The 16705-nt window shown below is 29.3% G+C and carries 17 protein-coding genes and 1 riboswitch; of the genes, 8 read left to right on the top strand and 9 right to left on the bottom strand.

From position 1 onward, the window contains the following. Nucleotides 1-194 precede the first annotated feature (194 nt). Nucleotides 195-274, bottom strand: a riboswitch (cyclic di-GMP riboswitch). A gap of 423 nt (nt 275-697) precedes the next feature. From KPL55_RS23845 to KPL55_RS23835, 3 genes are all read left to right on the top strand, one after another. Continuing rightward, entirely contained in the window at nt 698-856 is a 159-nt protein-coding gene (locus KPL55_RS23845; protein ID WP_216309260.1) for an aspartyl-phosphate phosphatase Spo0E family protein, read from the top strand. 398 nt (nt 857-1254) lie between these two features. After that, nucleotides 1255-1800 carry a site-specific integrase gene (locus KPL55_RS23840; protein WP_216309259.1) on the top strand — a complete coding sequence of 182 codons (546 nt, stop codon included), beginning with the start codon at nt 1255-1257 and terminating at the stop codon, nt 1798-1800. Nucleotides 1801-1957: 157 nt separating this feature from the next. Continuing rightward, nucleotides 1958-2617, top strand: coding sequence for a hypothetical protein (locus KPL55_RS23835; RefSeq protein WP_216309258.1), 660 nt, complete (start codon nt 1958-1960; stop codon nt 2615-2617). Nucleotides 2618-2727: 110 nt separating this feature from the next. Here KPL55_RS23835 and KPL55_RS23830 read toward each other — a convergent pair whose 3' ends face one another. Both KPL55_RS23830 and KPL55_RS23825 read right to left on the bottom strand, forming a co-directional pair. Continuing rightward, the gene (locus tag KPL55_RS23830; RefSeq protein ID WP_216309257.1) at nt 2728-2991 is read right to left on the bottom strand and encodes a Txe/YoeB family addiction module toxin; all 264 of its coding nucleotides are present in this window, start codon (nt 2989-2991) and stop codon (nt 2728-2730) included. Next, on the bottom strand, nt 2979-3233 hold the full coding sequence (locus tag KPL55_RS23825) for a type II toxin-antitoxin system Phd/YefM family antitoxin (protein ID WP_216309256.1): 255 nt from the start codon (nt 3231-3233) through the stop codon (nt 2979-2981). Before KPL55_RS23825 ends, KPL55_RS23830 begins: the two co-directional genes overlap by 13 nt. 399 nt (nt 3234-3632) lie before the next feature. Here KPL55_RS23825 and KPL55_RS23820 point away from each other — a divergent pair, with 399 nt between their 5' ends. Together KPL55_RS23820 and KPL55_RS23815 are read left to right on the top strand one after the other, a co-directional pair. Then, entirely contained in the window at nt 3633-4682 is a 1050-nt protein-coding gene (locus KPL55_RS23820) for a replication initiation protein (protein ID WP_216309255.1), read from the top strand. After that, nucleotides 4679-4882: a hypothetical protein gene (locus KPL55_RS23815; RefSeq protein ID WP_216309254.1), complete on the top strand. Its 204-nt coding sequence runs from the start codon at nt 4679-4681 to the stop codon at nt 4880-4882. The genes KPL55_RS23820 and KPL55_RS23815 overlap by 4 nt, the downstream gene beginning before the upstream one ends. A 24-nt stretch (nt 4883-4906) precedes the next feature. Here the strand turns inward: KPL55_RS23815 and KPL55_RS23810 are convergent, their stop codons facing one another. The 3 genes from KPL55_RS23810 to mobQ form a co-directional block, all read right to left on the bottom strand. Beyond that, the gene (locus KPL55_RS23810) at nt 4907-5089 is read right to left on the bottom strand and encodes an antitoxin VbhA family protein (protein WP_216309253.1); all 183 of its coding nucleotides are present in this window, start codon (nt 5087-5089) and stop codon (nt 4907-4909) included. Between the two features lie 10 nt (nt 5090-5099). After that, complete coding sequence (locus KPL55_RS23805; RefSeq protein ID WP_216309252.1) at nt 5100-6050, bottom strand: coiled-coil domain-containing protein; 951 nt, start codon at nt 6048-6050, stop codon at nt 5100-5102. 219 nt (nt 6051-6269) lie between these two features. Then, a complete protein-coding gene (gene mobQ / locus KPL55_RS23800) occupies nt 6270-8126 on the bottom strand; it encodes a MobQ family relaxase (RefSeq protein WP_216309251.1) in 1857 nt (618 codons plus the stop codon). A gap of 219 nt (nt 8127-8345) precedes the next feature. On the opposite strand from mobQ, the gene KPL55_RS23795 reads away from it, so the two are divergent. After that, entirely contained in the window at nt 8346-8645 is a 300-nt protein-coding gene (locus KPL55_RS23795) for a hypothetical protein (RefSeq protein ID WP_216309250.1), read from the top strand. Between the two features lie 448 nt (nt 8646-9093). On the opposite strand, the gene KPL55_RS23790 is transcribed toward KPL55_RS23795, so the two are convergent. Then, the gene (locus KPL55_RS23790) at nt 9094-12063 is read right to left on the bottom strand and encodes a Tn3 family transposase (RefSeq protein ID WP_216309249.1); all 2970 of its coding nucleotides are present in this window, start codon (nt 12061-12063) and stop codon (nt 9094-9096) included. 266 nt (nt 12064-12329) lie between these two features. Between KPL55_RS23790 and KPL55_RS23785 the strand changes: the two genes are divergently transcribed. Next, nucleotides 12330-12896, top strand: a complete 567-nt coding sequence (locus tag KPL55_RS23785; protein ID WP_216309248.1) for a recombinase family protein — start codon at nt 12330-12332, stop codon at nt 12894-12896. Nucleotides 12897-12977: 81 nt separating this feature from the next. Then, nucleotides 12978-13859 carry a MerR family transcriptional regulator gene (locus KPL55_RS23780; RefSeq protein ID WP_216309247.1) on the top strand — a complete coding sequence of 294 codons (882 nt, stop codon included), beginning with the start codon at nt 12978-12980 and terminating at the stop codon, nt 13857-13859. A 187-nt stretch (nt 13860-14046) separates the two neighbouring features. On the opposite strand, the gene KPL55_RS23775 is transcribed toward KPL55_RS23780, so the two are convergent. From KPL55_RS23775 to KPL55_RS23765, 3 genes are all read right to left on the bottom strand, one after another. Beyond that, nucleotides 14047-14745: a hypothetical protein gene (locus KPL55_RS23775; RefSeq protein WP_216309246.1), complete on the bottom strand. Its 699-nt coding sequence runs from the start codon at nt 14743-14745 to the stop codon at nt 14047-14049. A gap of 370 nt (nt 14746-15115) precedes the next feature. After that, the gene (locus tag KPL55_RS23770) at nt 15116-15379 is read right to left on the bottom strand and encodes a hypothetical protein (protein WP_216309245.1); all 264 of its coding nucleotides are present in this window, start codon (nt 15377-15379) and stop codon (nt 15116-15118) included. Between the two features lie 163 nt (nt 15380-15542). Then, nucleotides 15543-16553 (bottom strand): sensor histidine kinase, encoded by a 1011-nt coding sequence (locus tag KPL55_RS23765; RefSeq protein WP_216309244.1) that lies wholly within the window; start codon nt 16551-16553, stop codon nt 15543-15545. Nucleotides 16554-16705: the final 152 nt, after the last annotated feature.

The following is a 16705-nucleotide window of genomic DNA, read 5'->3' as shown; positions in this document are numbered from 1 at the left end:
TCAATCTAAAACACTCAACAAAAGGCTCTAAATACACCTAAGTTCAAGTTTCAAAATGAAATTCGGAACTTTCCTATTGCTTCTGGTGACAGCTATGTTCTTCATACCCCTTATAGTTTAGTTTTTGAAATTAATTTAATAATGGAAGCCCCAACTGTTCTATTATCAATAAAATAATCTATAAAAAACTTTAGCTCTGCAACTGGCTACCATTCAAATGAAAGGCCTTATAGCTTTGCGTCCTTACCTTTCGATAAGTTTGCTATTGATCAGTAAAAGCTTTCAAAAATCAAATTGGGGTACGGCTACGATTCGTGCAAAAAACAGCCACAAGACAATTGTTACCATTTAAAGCACCTAAAATAGGTACTTGCAGAGCATAGTAACACAAAAACTATACCTTTTATGTTGGCGTTATTTATTGTCACAAAACTATGAACTTTATAACTTTATATTTTGTGACATCACAAAAGTAATATAGGGACTTATGTGACAATATTAAGAGGCAAATATTGTCATGTGGTTGTTTTTAACATTAATCGTTGCCTTACCCCCAATTGATATTAATTAAATATAGAATATTATTCATGTAATTACAATCTTTTCTTTAAAATGTTTTTAATTTTCAAAATATTTTAAACTTATATGCCCTTGCCTATCCTATTTTATTATAATTAGTAACGAAAGGTGGGATACTGTGACACAATTACAGGAAATAGAGCAAAAGATTGAGAAACACAGAGAGTTAATGCATCAGTTAATTAATGAAAAAGAAACATTAACTGACGCAAAATTAGTAGTCCTTAGCCAAAAGCTGGATGGGCTACTAAATGAATACGATGATTTATTAGATTAAGATAATTTATCATCGTATTGAATCACTTAAGGAGCCTAAATGGCTCCTTTTCATATTAAAACTAATTATGGAAATTTCAAATTTGTTGGAAATATAAATTAGTCTATAATACTCCAAAGAAATATAGAACGTTTTAATGAGTTATGGGCATGATATTGTATACCATTTTGACATTGAATATCATTAAATAGCTGATATACTCATATCGGTAGAACCTAGTGTAATTATTAGTTTTAAAAAAAAATAGCGGATGTAACACAATACTAATTGTGTTACATTCACTTTGGGGGTATTGCTCATTCTTTATTTTTTTTGATTTGAATGTAACATAACGTGTTGACTTGTTACGTTCAATGTAATATAACGGTCTTAATTATAATATTAAGGAGTTGTAGAGCATGAAGCTAGTTCAACCAATTAGGGATAGAGAAAAACTTGAAGAAATGAAAATGGAATTATTGAAAACAGGATATAAAAACTACTTAATGTTTGTTGTTGGGATTAATACGGGCCTGAGGATCAGCGACATGTTAGAACTTAAAGTTAAGGATTTGAGAGATCAAACACATATTAAAATAATAGAGCAAAAGACAAATAAGATAAAAAGATTCCTAATAAATTCATTATTAAAAATAGAAATAGATAAATATATTAAAACAATGTCGGATGAAGAATACTTGTTCCAGAGTAGGAAAGGCGAAAATAAGCCCATTAGCAGAGTCCAAGCATATCGAATACTTAATAGTGCAGCGGAGCATATTGGACTCCAGGAGATAGGCACTCACACCCTAAGAAAGACCTTTGGTTACTGGCACTATAGGCAAAATAAAGATGTTGCACTACTTCAACAAATATTCAATCATTCATCGCCTAGTGTTACTTTAAGATATATTGGAATCAATGAGGATATAAAGGATAAGAGCATAGAAAATTTTTATCTATAGTGTGACCATTTCTTTTTATTAACCATATTATCTCCTGAATAATTATTATTAATTTAAATTTCAAGTTTTTATTCTTTTTTAGAGGATTCTTTTGTTGTAGTATAGAATGCATAATAACAAAAGTTATACTAAAGTTATTATGTGAGAGGTGATCAATATGAGTAAAGCCAAAAATCTAAATTTATCTTTACAAGAATTAATATACATAGCAGTGGCTATAAATGAAAATACACTTGAAAATAAAATCAGATTAAAGGACGAAAAAATACCTACCGATAAATTTATTAGAAAGTTTGGAATTAACAGAAAAGATTTTTCAGAAACTATAAAGTTGACTGAGATAAATTATAATAAGTCGACTTTTTTATATGATGTGCCTGAATCCATAAAAGGTACTGAACCACTTGTAAATAAAGACCTCAACGAAAGTGAAACTCTTGTTATTAACAAAAGTGTAACAAAAGTTAGCAATATAAAAGATTTAGAAAACACATCAATTGATAAAAAAAACAAAAATGAAACTTCTGTTATTATGAAAAATATAAAGGAAGAAGTTCAAGAATTTAGCAACATAAAAATAGAAATTAATGAGATGCTTGAATGGTACAGAAATCAAAAAAACATTATAGATGTTGAGATACCTATTATAAAAGTAGATTCGCAAAAGTTCAAAAATGAACAGGCAATTACTAGAGGTGTAAAATTGTACCTAAGTGCATTTAACACATTTAAAGACTTCTGTTTAGAAAATGGACAGTACAAAATGCAAGATTTGATTTCAATGGCATTGATTGAGTATGCAGACAAATATAAATAATTCAAATAATAGATTCTATATTAATTAAATACTCTTATGCAAGCAAAATATTAAAATAACGACATATTTAAATGTTTTGCTTGCTGATATTCTTCTCCAACCTCATCTTTTTACTGATAATGTGTCCACATTCTTAAAATCTTAATTGTATTTTCTTTTTCATACACTTCATAAATTATCCTATGCTTTATATTAATCCTTCGAGAATAGAAGCCTTTTAAATCCCCTATAAGTTTTTCATATGGTGGTGGAGTTTGATAGGGATTTTCTTTTATTATCTTTAGCAGCTCCTTTGCTTTTTTATCTAAACTACAGGATTCTAATTTCTTGGCATCCTTTTGAGCTTGCTTAGTTATAACTATTATATATCCCATCCTATATCCTCCAAAGATTTGCACTCTTCAATAGGCTCTTTAGCTCCATCCAAAAGGCTTTCTCTCATGCCAGGGATTCCTAAAAGATATAACGTTTCTTGAATTGCTGACCAATCATCTAGGCTCATCATTACAACATCACCTTTTTTACTGGTTATCTGTATAGGCTCTGAATTTGCAATTGTTTGTTCTATTATATTAAATATATCTTGCCTAGCATTTGTAATAGGAACAGTTCTCATGTTAATCACCTCTTTATATTATTATATATATAATACTGTACATCTTTACGTACGTCAATAATAAAATTAATTACTCAATTTATTACCTAAAATTTAAAAAAATAGAAGAACAACTACAGTAGTTGTTTTAATTGTTTTACAGTACTTTGTTTTAATTGTTTTGGGCAACCCTCTAGGCTAGGTGTACCAATGCTTTCAAAAATCTAATACGAGCTTTCCATACCTAACTACGAGCTTTCCATACCCAAAATAAAATCTAATACGAGCTTTCCATACCTAACTACGAGCTTTCCATACCCAAAATAAATCTAATACGAGCTTTCCATACCTAACTACGAATACGAATATCATCTTGACTATTCGTATTAACATGGTAATATATTCTTATGGGGTGATTATATGGATGAAAACTATCTAGTTACTAAATCAAATTATTTTATTATGAATAGTAGCTATGATCTAAGCTTAGAAGAACAAAAAATTATACTTACAATAGCTAGTATGGTTCAACCAACTGACGAAGAATTTAAGCCTTATAACTTTAAAATATCTGAATTTATGGAACTTGTAGGGGTTGAAGATAAATCAAAATACACAGAAATACCTAAAATAACTAAGGAGCTTATGAAAAAAGTTTTTGAGATTCAAGAGGGGAATACAATAATTCAAACAGCTTGGCTTAGTGGTGTTAGGTATGAAAAGGGTTCAGGCATGGTAACTTTAAAATTTAATCCCGATTTAAAACCTTATATGATAAAACTAAATACTGTATTCACTCAATATAAGCTAACAAATATTTTGAGTATGAGAAGTAAATATTCAATAAGGATGTATGAAATACTTAAAGCTAATCAATTTAAAAAACAAAATAATATAGAAATTGATATTTATGAATTAAGAAAATTGTTGAAAGCAGACAATGTATACCCTTTATATAATGATTTTAAAAGGTTTGTTATACAGAGAACTCAAAAGGAACTAAAAAAATTAAGTGATATTCATTTTGACTTTGAAGAAATTAAGACAGGTAGGAAAGTAACAAGTTTGAAATTTTACATAAGTGCTAATAAAACTAAAAATAAGGCTCTTGATGAAGTTTGTGTTACTACAGAGTATAAAAACACCAACAAAGAAGAAAAATGCTCTACAGACCTTATAAGTGTGGTTAAAACTATATTCAAAGAAGATATAGACGGATTACAAGCTAAATCATTACTAGATACCGCAAATGGGGATATAAATATTATCAAGGAAAAATATAAGTATTCTGAAACAGTACCTAAAATTGATAATATAGTTGGTTGGGTTATTAATGCCATAAAGAAAGATTACCAACCACCTAAAGGAAAGGTTAAGAAAGATAATTTTACGAATTACGAACAAAGAGTATATGATTTTGACGACTTAGAGAAAAAATTATTAGGTTGGGATAAGGAGGAAAGAGCATGAAAAAAATAAGAGCAATTTACATAGGTGATGTTAAATATAATCAATGTCCTGTTTTTGAATTAAAAGAAAATGGCTGGTTTGAAATGCTAGGGGATAATGAATTACGTTATGAAAAAGAAGAATGTTTTGATGAAGATTCTGATTTTATAATTTTTGAGGTTGAAAATGATGATGTTAACCTAGTAAATAAAAAAGACTAGTTCATAATTTACTAGTCTTTTTTTCTATTTATTTATTGGGGTTTTACTGTTTATGATTTTTAAAACGTCAGCTTCGGTAAGGATTCCTTTAAGATAATCTTCTAGGATTTTCGTTTCTGCTTCGGTAACAATCAAACCTTCAATTGCTAATGTAGCCTTTGCATTATCTAATGATAATTGGTCTTCTTTAGACAACTTATTGTTCATATTTAAATAATCAAACTCCTTCTGAGGATATTTTTTTATTTTTAACCGCTGCACTCTCTTTTTTAGCTCTTGGGATAGGTCTGACTTTCTCCAATTCTTCCAACAATGATTTATATTTGTTTTGATATTCTTGTATATCTGTATTATGTTTCAATTGTTCCTGGCTTAATTGTTCTTGTTGAGCCTTTTGTAGTTCTATCAATGCCTTATCCATTTTTATACTTGCTTTATCTTTTAACTGTTCAAGGTCAGAAACATATTTATCATTCAACTGATCTTGTCTCCTGGTCAATTCATTAATGGATTTTACCTGTTCCTCTTTTAACTTCTCAATATCTTTATTTAAGTTATTAATAGTAAAATTCTTATCTTTAATATCATCATTTAGTGAAATGTTAGTTGTTTTATTATTTTCAAGTAATTTTTTATAATCTACTACTTCAACTTTAAATTGTTTGTATTCTTCAAGTATACCTGTAAGTGTGTCATTCTTGCCTTGATATTCCTTGATAATAGTTAGTTTGTCTTGTAGGTTTTCTTGTAATTGAGAATATTGTTCTTTTAGAGTTGTGTTATCAGTGTAGCTACTTTTTAATTCTGTTTCTCTATCTGAATTTAATACTTTTATTGTTTCGAGTTCATCTTCTAAATTGTTAACTTTCTCTTTATATATTTGCAAATTCTTTTGGCTAGTATCTGCAATATCTCCCTTTTGGCTCTCTAATTTATCAATAATATTTATAAATGATTGGTGTATTTTGTTTGTATATCCTTCTAAAACATCAATATCACCTACTAAATTAATATTTTTAACTTTTCCCTTATTTAATTCAAATAGATTCAACAAGGTATTAAGAAAATCCTTATTGTTTTTACCCTCTTCACCTACAAATTCATCAAATCTTTTGCGTTCTTCTGCATCAAGTCTAATTCCTAATACTGTGCTTTTTTCATCTGCCATTTTAAAATACCTCCTTTTCATTTTTGTTAACATAATATTTTACGTAATACATTGGTATTGCTAGGTTAACACTTGTTAACATTGTTTTGTTAACATTATTATAATGCTTTATAAATTAATAGTCAATAACAAGTTTATAGCATGTTCTTCGACATTTATACAATGAAAAAAAGCAATTCAGATAACCAAATCCAAATTGCTTTTTATATAAGAAATAATTTATCTTTCAATTTCATCTTCCATATTTTTGCCCCTGAAAGCCTTTGTAAGCTTTAAATTATCTTGACGTTGTACAGACCTTTCAGTTCTTAAAGCACTATCCAAAGCTCTTAATACATCATCTAAAACATTTATTGAAGGAACTAAAGTTGTTTTATCTATTTCAAGTTTTGGTTTTACTTCTTTTAAGTTAAATTCATGGGTGCTCTCTTGACCTCTTAAATCCAATTTATCTTTAACCCCATATGTTTTAAGATTATCCACTGCATTGTCATAGTGCCATTTTTCACTTCTATGCTCATCTTGGAACTTAGCTTTACCAAATATCTTAGTATCCCATTTATCGTAAATATCCTTGTTACTATCTATAATTTTAAGACATGCCTTTGCATTTAAAAGCCTTCTACCATTATTCTCAATATCCCTAAGCTCTTTATTTATACAATCAATTCTCTCACCTCTATTACGATGAGTGTCTCTAATTTCATAAATAGATATTGGTCTCCCCAGAAGTTCATCGGCTGCTTTAATAGCTTTCATATCATTGTATTTTAGATACTTAGCTTGTGAAAATTGTTCTTTGTATTCTTTATGAAATTCTCTAAGTTCTTTGTTTTGTAAGACTTTAACACCCGTTTTTATTAAACTTGAAGTATTATCTATTTTGTTGATATTTAATTTTAAATTTTCACTACTCTTTTGCAGATTCTCAATCTTATTCTCTTTAAGTTTTATATCAACATTACTCACATAACCTTCACTTGTAAGGTTATTGCTAAATATTTTAATGTTGGATTTAAGAGTTTCAGCTCTATCTTTATCTTTGTACTTCCCAAACATATTTTTAGGAAGCTCTTTAAACTCATTCTCCGCCGTTTTAAGCTTATCTAGATTGTAGTTAATGTTGGTAATTCGTTTACATATTACCCCTACCTCAAAATCAATTTTAGAGAGTTTTGAAGTGCTCTCCTGTCTGATAGTATTTAATTTATCTAAAGCTTTATTTGAATTTTCATATGTCTGTGGTTCATTCAATATTTTTTCGACTTTTTGTAATGCAGCCTTTTCTTCCGGTTTAAGATTACTATATTTTTGAGCTTCATTTATTTTTTCCTTTTCCAACTTATCTTTAAGTTCTCGGTACTCCTGAAGAACTATAATTTTTTCTTTATTAAGTTCTTTAATTTGTTTATTTATTTCGGCTCTTGGATTATAAATATTCTTCTTTTCCATTTCACTCGAAGTCTTACCAAGATGTATAGTTGGCACCTGGTCTATTCCCTGGTCTTTATAGCTCCTGTGGTCTATCCTATCTTCACAACCAGCTTTTTCTAAAGCCTTGTTTGAATACTTTGCCCAACTTTCACGCCATTCCTCAACCTTTTCTTTCTTATCCCAATCCCTATTTTTCTTAGTAAATCCCTCCTGGCATATCTCCCTAGTGGTAAGCATGATATGACAATGAGGATTATTTTCATCATTAAAATGGAAACAAACATCTGCAACCATTCCTTTATCAACAAAGCTCTCTTTAACATATTCTCTTACAATTTCTTTTTGTTGCGATTTGGATAGTTCCAATGGTAAAGCTATATTTATTTCTCTTGCCGTTCTAGAATTACATCTAGTTTCAGCTCTATCAACTTCATTCCAAAGTTTCTCCCTATCATTAACCCAACTTGGAGAATTTGATGGAGCTATAATCTCACTTTCAATTCCTTGCTTTTTAGTATAGTCATGGTTTAAATCTTGTCTTTCATCATGTAGTTTTTCGCCTGCTCTATACGCAGATGATGCTACGCAAGATTTCCCTTTTCCTCTGCTTATTGTCTGAACTGATAAATGATATATTGCCATGACTACACCTACTTTTTAAATTTATTGAAATTTTAATTTCGATTATATTCCAACGGAATATCTTAAAGCTGTCAGCAGACCGCCGTACAAACGATAGTTTGTGTAAGTGCGCACTTCGTGTATTTCTCTATAATTATATTTTACCACTAGCCCCTTTTACTTTCAATATAAATTTTGGTATAATATAACTATGAATTTATTTTTTAGGGGGTTTAAAATATGGTTATTAAAAATGGAGAAAAAAGAATAGAAGAATTATCAGAAAAAATAAAAAAACTAGAAGCTCAAAAAAAACAATTAGAAGTAAGAACTAGAGAACAAGATAGAAAGGCAAGAACTAGAAAACTAATTCAAATAGGTGGTGTATTAACTACTATTGGAATTGATACAATTGAAAAAGTTGAATTACTAAAAAGCAATATTACAAATAACCCAAAAGCTAAAGAATGGTTTGAGAAACTCTTTACAGAAAATAAAGAAGTGGAAAATAAGGAGATAGAAGAATTAAAACCCGTATAATTATTATTGTCTTTAATTCTTCCTACTTTTATTTTTTTAAATTTATATTAATTATTTATTCAAATTAGATTTTCATAACCTTACGAAAAACGCCGTATCATTAGATACGGCGTTTTTCTGTTAAAGCAGTAGTTTATCTATGTTGTTAAGCATTCAGTTAAATTTAACTAAGCAATTACGTTTTGAATATATCGTTTTTTTTGATTCAATATAACATCTTATTATATTGCATGCTCATAATGATTTTATATGTATCTAAAAAGGTAAACTGAATTTTAAAAAGCGATTATGAGACTTGCGCAGTCAAATAGGATGATATAGACTAACTATCTAGGGGGAGCAGGCAGCAAAACGCGGAAATTATACTCTAAGCATTTAAAAAACATAAAATCCCTATTTTTTATACTCTAAGGCCTGCCCCCTGAGTTATGAGTTGATAGTGCATATATTATTCAGATTTTATATTTAAAGGTCTCAAACTATCAAGAGTTGTGATATTTTTCTTATCAAAACTGTAATGACCATATAAGTTTATATGTTCCCAATTCAAAGGTGAAACATGGCTTAACAAATCTTCATTAAGTTCATTTCTTTCTCTAAGATATTCAATAGCCTTACCTAAATAAACGGTATTCCAAACAGTAATTGCGTTCATCAAAATATTAAGTACACTTGCTCGTTGCATCTGATCTTGAAGATCTCTTTCATGAAACTCTCCTCGTTTAGCAAAAAATATAGCTCTTGCCAATGCATTAGCAGCCTCACCTTTATTTAATCCCTTTTGAATCCTTCTCCGTAATTCCTCATTAGAAATATAATCAAGGATGAAAATAGTTTTTTCAATGCGCCCCATTTCTTTAAGAGCTAAAGCTAAACTATTTTGGCGTGAGTATGAACCAATTTTACCCATAATAAGAGAGGCAGATACTTTTCCTTCCCGTATAGAGTGAGCTAGTTTTAAAACATCATCGTAGTTGTCTTTAATAATTTTAGTATTTACTTTTACTTTAATAATCTTTTCAAGTTTTGGATAATCAGAAGGTTTGTTAAATGAGTATAACTTTACATCAGATATATCTCTTAGTCTTGGGGCAAATCTAAAACCTAGCAAATGGCATAACCCAAAAGTTTGTTCAGTAAAACCGGCTGTATCTGTGTAATGTTCTTTAATTTGGAGGTCAGTTTCATGATGCAGTAAACCATCAATTACGTGCACCGCATCCCTGGTATTAGTGTTAATTACCTTCGCGTAAAATGCAGAATACTGGTCACTAATAAAACGGTATATAGTTGCTCCTTTTCCTGATCCATAATGAGGATTGTGTTCAGCGTGGAGTGAGGATACACCTATTTGAACACGCATACCATCACTGGATGAAGTGCTGCCATCACCCCAATAATAAGGTAATGATAATTTATGTAGAAAGTTTACCAGGGTAGACTGTGCTCTGCTTAAAGCATCATCGTATAATCGCCACTGTGCAGTATTGGCCATCTGGTAGTAAGTTATGTCATCTGTAGCATCAGCCATTTTACTAAGTCCAATATTTGTACCCATCGCAATCAATGTAGCCATAATTATGTCTTTTTCATCGTTATTGGGAGATTTACCTGTTGATGCATGAGTGAATTGATCATCAAACTTTGTCCAACTTGCAACTTCAATTAGTAAATTAGTAAGTTTTATTTTGGGTAGCATTTTATAAATCGATTTACTGTAATCTTTTGCTTCTTCAGGAGTGTTTTTTTCAAGTCTTTTTACATGTATTTCACCATTCAGAAGACTTACTCCTTCAAGAGTTTGTACATTTTCATTAACCCATTTGATACGTTGTAAGAGGGTATCTTTTCTTTCTTGAATATATTCTTCATAGTTATTGCTTACAGCAAGCTTTGTAACGTTTTGCTTGATTAATGACCACTCTTCTTTTGATACCAAGTATTCCTCAAAATCCTTATGTCTTCTACTCCCAACAACAGAGATATTTCCGGAACGTATATTGTTTTTTAATTCTGTAAGAATAGCCATTTCATAGTAACGGCGGTTAATGGTACCATCTTCTTCAAAAACATATTTATTCCACCTTTTTGGTATAAAATCAATAGGAGCATCATTTGGAATAGTTCTCTTTTTAGCATCATTAAGTTCATTCAATAGGTTTATACCCTCTAGCAAAGGCTCATTTGATTTTGTAGCTCTAAATTCAAGACATTTAAGTAGAGTCGGAGTATATTTTCTTAAATTAGAATATTTATTTTTGATCAAATCTATGTAATCATAGTCAATGGGCCTTGCAAGTTTTTCTGCCTCCTGTCCTGATGATATTAGTTTATCCCATGGCATTAAAGCCGATTCAATAGTTGTGTATGGATCTAACCCTTCACTCTTTGCTTTTAGCAAAGCTCTAACTAGACCTGAAAAATGAATTATCTTTTCATTTAAAGCTTTACCGTTTTGTTTTTGCAATTCATCCTGCTGCCTCCGTCCATTTGATTCAAGATGCATCATTTGCCTATCATGAATTTCTATAGCAAAATCTATAAGCTCCTGGCTTAAATCTAATAGGTAAATTACTAGAATTGCATATCTTTTTGAAACATCAAAACGTTGAAGGGCCTGTGTTTCATATCGTTCACCTATTCTTGATAGCTGTATAAGTCTATTATGATGAATGTTTCCTATAGTAATATTCAACTTTAACTTTCTTATATATTCTAATTTTTTAATAACTTTTGAAAATGACTCTGGTGAACGACTCGTTGGCATCTCTTTTAACCAAGCAAAGTGAGTTTTATTAATATCAGTTTTAGAGTTAAGTAATTCTTCAAGCTTTAACTTTTGATCGTCAGATATGCAGCTATTAATAATGTTAAATATTTTTTCTTCAGCAGTTTTACGTGATTCCCAAACAAGCAATTCTATAGTCGTCATTCCAGGAAGGATAACTTTATTTTTACGCAGTTCATTTATAGCTGTATGAATTAGATAAACTGAATTACCGTTTTCCAATGCACAATTTAATAGCATTTCAGATAAAATAGAAGCTTGCAGCTTACCATAAGTTTTATACCCATACTCTTTACGGATTTCTTCCATATGCTCTTGTCCTGTGGCTTCACGCTGTCGATACAATTGATAGACATTGTGGTCAACATCGATTTGATCTGCGACGTAATTTAAAATATTTAAAGGGATATCTTTAACGATTGACAATGGCCAACCGGGGTACCTTAATACGCATAGTTGTAATGCAAAACCTAAACGATTATAGTCCCTCCTGTGACGATTAACAATTTCTAGATCTGAACTTGATAACGTGTAATATGTAGCAATTTCTTCTTCACTTAAATCATCAGTTATTCTTGTATATTCTAATCTCTGTTCTTTTGTTAGAATTTCTCCACCACGTAGCGCCATTTAATATCTACCTCTTTTCATATATTATTAAAAAAACATTCGTAAATATCAGAACTATCTGATATTTATTATATCGTAAGTGATATCAACTAATAAAGTAAATCAAACGACCGTTTAATTTACTTTATTAGCCTTTTTTTATAATAACAAAGATAAGCCATTCACAAGGTAAATAAACTTAGTAAATAAATCAAAGTAAATTTATTTACAAGTGTAACCGTTTAGTTTACTATAAACATAAGTAAAAAGGGTAAAGGGTGATGTAAATGATATTTGGATATGCAAGAGTAAGTACAATTGAACAAAGTTTGGATAGGCAGCTTGATGCTTTAAAGTTAGCAGGAGCTGAAGAAATAATTCAGGAGAAGATTACAGGAACTAAAGCAGATAGACCTGAATTAAATAGGTTATTAGGTAAATTAAGAAAAGGTGATGTTATATTAATATCAGATCTTACAAGATTAAGCAGAAGTACAAAGGATTTATTTAATCTGGTGGAACAAATTGAAAAGAATGGTGCTAATATTAAAAGCTTAAAAGAAAGTTGGTTAGATACTACTACATCCCAGGGTAAATTGATGTTTACTTTTATGGCAGGAATTAGCCAATTTGAAAGAGATCTAATAAGTGAAAGAACAAAAGAAGGTTTAGCATCTGCAAGAATAAGGGGAAAAGTCGGTGGAAGGAAACCAAAGCTAGATATTACTAAAAAGAAAGCTATTTATGAACTATATCAACAAAAGAAAACAACTGTCAAAGACATTTGCAATATGTTTGATATTTCAAAGCCAACTTTATACAAATCAATAGAGGAAATAAGCAAAAGTATATAAATTAAATATTTCTTATATGATCTTCTAAGGGGTTGACTGTCACCTTGGGGATTAGCTTATAATAATTATGAGGTGATTTAAATGTTAATTAAATGTGTCTGCAAAGAGTGTATGCTTACGAAAAAATCAATTGAATATTACGAAAAAAAAGGTCTTATACGCCCAGAAATCGGTAAAAACAATTACAGGAATTATAACGATAATGATATAGCCGTACTAAAGGAAATATCTGTTTTACGAAAAATAGGAATACATATTTCTGATATCAAAATTATCCTTGAGAGCAACAACAAAGTGGCAGCTCTATCAAAATGTAAATGCCTTATGGAACTAAAATTGCAAAAGACGAAAGCACAATATAATTGTATTGAACATTTGATAACTAACTATGATATTGATAAAGAAATAGAATATATTAATGACAATGTCAATGATTTTTTTACAATTAAAGAAAAATTGCTTCAATCTTTTCCTGGGACTTATGGAATGTATTTATGTATCCATTTTGGGCAGTTTCTTAATGAAAAAATTGACAGTGAAGAAAAGGAAAATGCATACTATAATGTTGTAAATTTTCTTGATAGCGTCGACAATTTAAATTTCTCATCCGAGCTTGAAGAATATTTAGAAAACTGCTTTTCAGTTATGCAAAAAACTGATATGGTAAAAATGAACAATGCTATGCTTAAGGCTGTTGATAATATGGACGATTATATAGAGAACAATAAAGAAATATTGGAGGAATATATTAAGATACGCACTTCCGATGATTACAAATTAACGTCTGCATATAAAATGCAGCAACTACTTTTGGATTTTCAACAAAGCAGCGGATACTATGATATCTTTCTTTCAAATTTAAAAATTTTGAGTTTCTCATATTTTGAGTATACCGAAAAACTACAAGTGGCAAACAAGGTATTTTTAAATAAATATCCGCAAACACAGGATATTAACAAATAGCTTAACAATAAAAAGATCAAGCTTTGTATAAATATAAACTAAACAGGGTGTCACTAATTTTTATTTTGACTATTAATAAGAATCATCATATTTAAGTTACTTTGACCTAGTGGCGCCCTTTAGAGTATAAAAAATAGGGGTTTTATGTTTTTTAAATGCTTAGAGTATAATTTCCGCGTTTTGCTGCCTATACCCCTCTAGTGATTTTAACTCTATCCGGTGTACATATAGTACCTTCAGGAATATTTAAGTGACCAGTGCTATCTAATTTATAATCTTTACCATCAATTGTAAACTTTGAGTCTTCAGTATAACCAAATTGGGAAAAATCATTACGATTATATCCATTTTGTAGATTTGAAAGGTCATCTTGAGTATATATCCAACCACTTGTTTCAAAAAGTACTTTTTCTGATTTATTATCAAGTTGAATCATTTTTCCAGCCTCAGCACCCAAACTAACCAATCTAGCTTTTACTTCTTGCGAATTTGGGAAAAAGGTTCTTAATAAATTCAACTTTTTATCTAAAGGATTATTGCTACCTATAATTTTAACTAATTTAGTTGATTGAGCCATATCAGTAAACTCATCTTCCGAGAATGCTTCAGAAACATCTTTATTAGGATACATATCATAATAAAGTAATCCTACATTATTATTTTCTTTTACACTTATATCCGCATATCCATGCATTAAAGTTTTAATTTTATAATTTGTTCCACTACTCACATTCAAAATATTATTATTAAATTTAAGTTCATCATAATTACCCGAAGTATATTTCTTAGTATTTGTATTAATATTATTAGTTGTTTTTTTATTAGTACTTAACATGTTATTATAGTTATTTTTATAGCTCATAAGTGATGATACTCGATTATACAAGTAAACTCCTCCTAAAATTTAGTTTTGTTAAATATTTATCGACAATATATAGGTATAGTTTAGCTTAATTTTAAGTTATATTCGTCGTAATTCATTTCAAATTTATAAACTTGTTTTGCAAATAAAATATTAACGAAAGTAACACAATAGTAATTGAGTTACTTTCAGAAAACACAGCATATCACTAATAAGACTACCATCTTTAAAGTATCTTAAAAGGAGGGTAGTCTTATTATGTTGAATATATGTGTACAGCATAATACTAATTTAAGTGCAGGGTTTCCATAAAAGACAACTCTGCACTTTTTACTTGCTTTAATTTTAGGACCATATAATCTAGTGATACGAAATCATGGTCATGGGTTTGTCTTTATTTATAATCACATTTATCAGTTCGTTTTTTTTCACACCAATATTCACACCAATATTCACACCAATATTCACAATCATGTTTTTTTTCACAACAGTCTTTATTATCGTGTTTCTTTTCACACCAATTTTTATATTCATGTTTTATTTTACACCAATATTCATTATCATATTTTTTTTCACACCAACGTTTACACCAATATTCACAGCAATCTTCGTTATCATGTTTTTTTTCACAGAAACAATTATCATCATGCTTTAACATTAACATCACTCCTTATTTTTAAGACACTATAATTATATGCAACTTATTTTAAACTGGAACTAAATTGAAATAACGAAAGTAACACAAATGTAATTAAGCTCCTTATTTTTTTTATATTTACTTCGCGATTATAACTTGTACAGCACAATTCATTTAAAATATCTCATAAATAAATATCTGAAAGTTCCACTCTTGTGTTTTCATTTTTACTTGATATTTTATTACTAAGTATTACATTCTCATGAGACACATTTCTTGAAGGAAGCGTAACTATAAACTTACTTCCTTTTCCAACTTCACTTTCAGCATAGATACACCCATTATGTAATTCTACAATTGACTTAACTAAACTTAACCCTATACCTGTGCCACCTGCATTTCTTGATAATGATTTATCTATCTGTTTAAATCTATCAAATATTGTATCCAAATTTTTTTCTTCAATTCCAATGCCATTGTCTTCGACTAATATCTCAACAAATTTGTTCTTATCTTTAACACTAATAAATATTTCATCACCTTTATCAGAGAATTTTATAGCATTTGATAGAAGATTTAATACTACTCTCTCTATTTTTTCTGGATCACAGGCAATTATTTTTTCTTCTGTATCAGTATCAAAAATAATATTTAAACCTTTACTATCAGTAAAATCAGTTACAGACAATGTTATATCCTCTACAACTTCAACTATATTATTATTTGATAAGTGCAATTCAAAAAAACCTGTTTCAATTTTCGATGAATCAACTATGTTATTAATAAGTTTAGATAATCTATAGCAATTTTGCTTCATTGAGCTAATATATTTAATAATTGAAATCCTCATTTTGTCTAATGAACCACTATTACTGTATAAACTAAATAACTGAACTGACGAAGACAAAACATTTAGAGGAGTTTTAAGTTCATGGGATATATTAACAATAAATTCTTCCTGGGATTGCAACGCTTTTTTCATAATTAAATTAGAATTTACTTCAGTAGTAATCTCGTTACCTTGTTTCATTATAACTTTGTTTAGTTTTTCAATTTCGTTATTTTGTTCACAAATAACTTTCCTAGCTAATACTATCTCTTCTAATAATCCATTATTAGAATCATAGTCCTTATTCATTAATTCTTCATTATCAATCAGTATATCTTCTTCCCTAGGTACGTATCTCATATTCATATTTATACTCCCCCATCCTTATCAAAAACTAAACATTGTTATAGGGGTATGAAGAACATAGCTGTCACCAGAAGCAATACCTTATATTGGAAAACTATTGATCACTTCATCATAAGCCTCTTGAGCTTCAGCAATTGATAATTTCGAATATA

Origin of the sequence: Clostridium lacusfryxellense (assembly GCF_018861735.1) — a bacterium.
GTDB classification, from domain to species: Bacteria; Bacillota; Clostridia; order Clostridiales; family Clostridiaceae; genus Clostridium_AD; species Clostridium_AD lacusfryxellense.
Note: the sequence above shows the minus strand (reverse complement) of the source record. Positions and strands in the feature narration are given on the sequence as shown.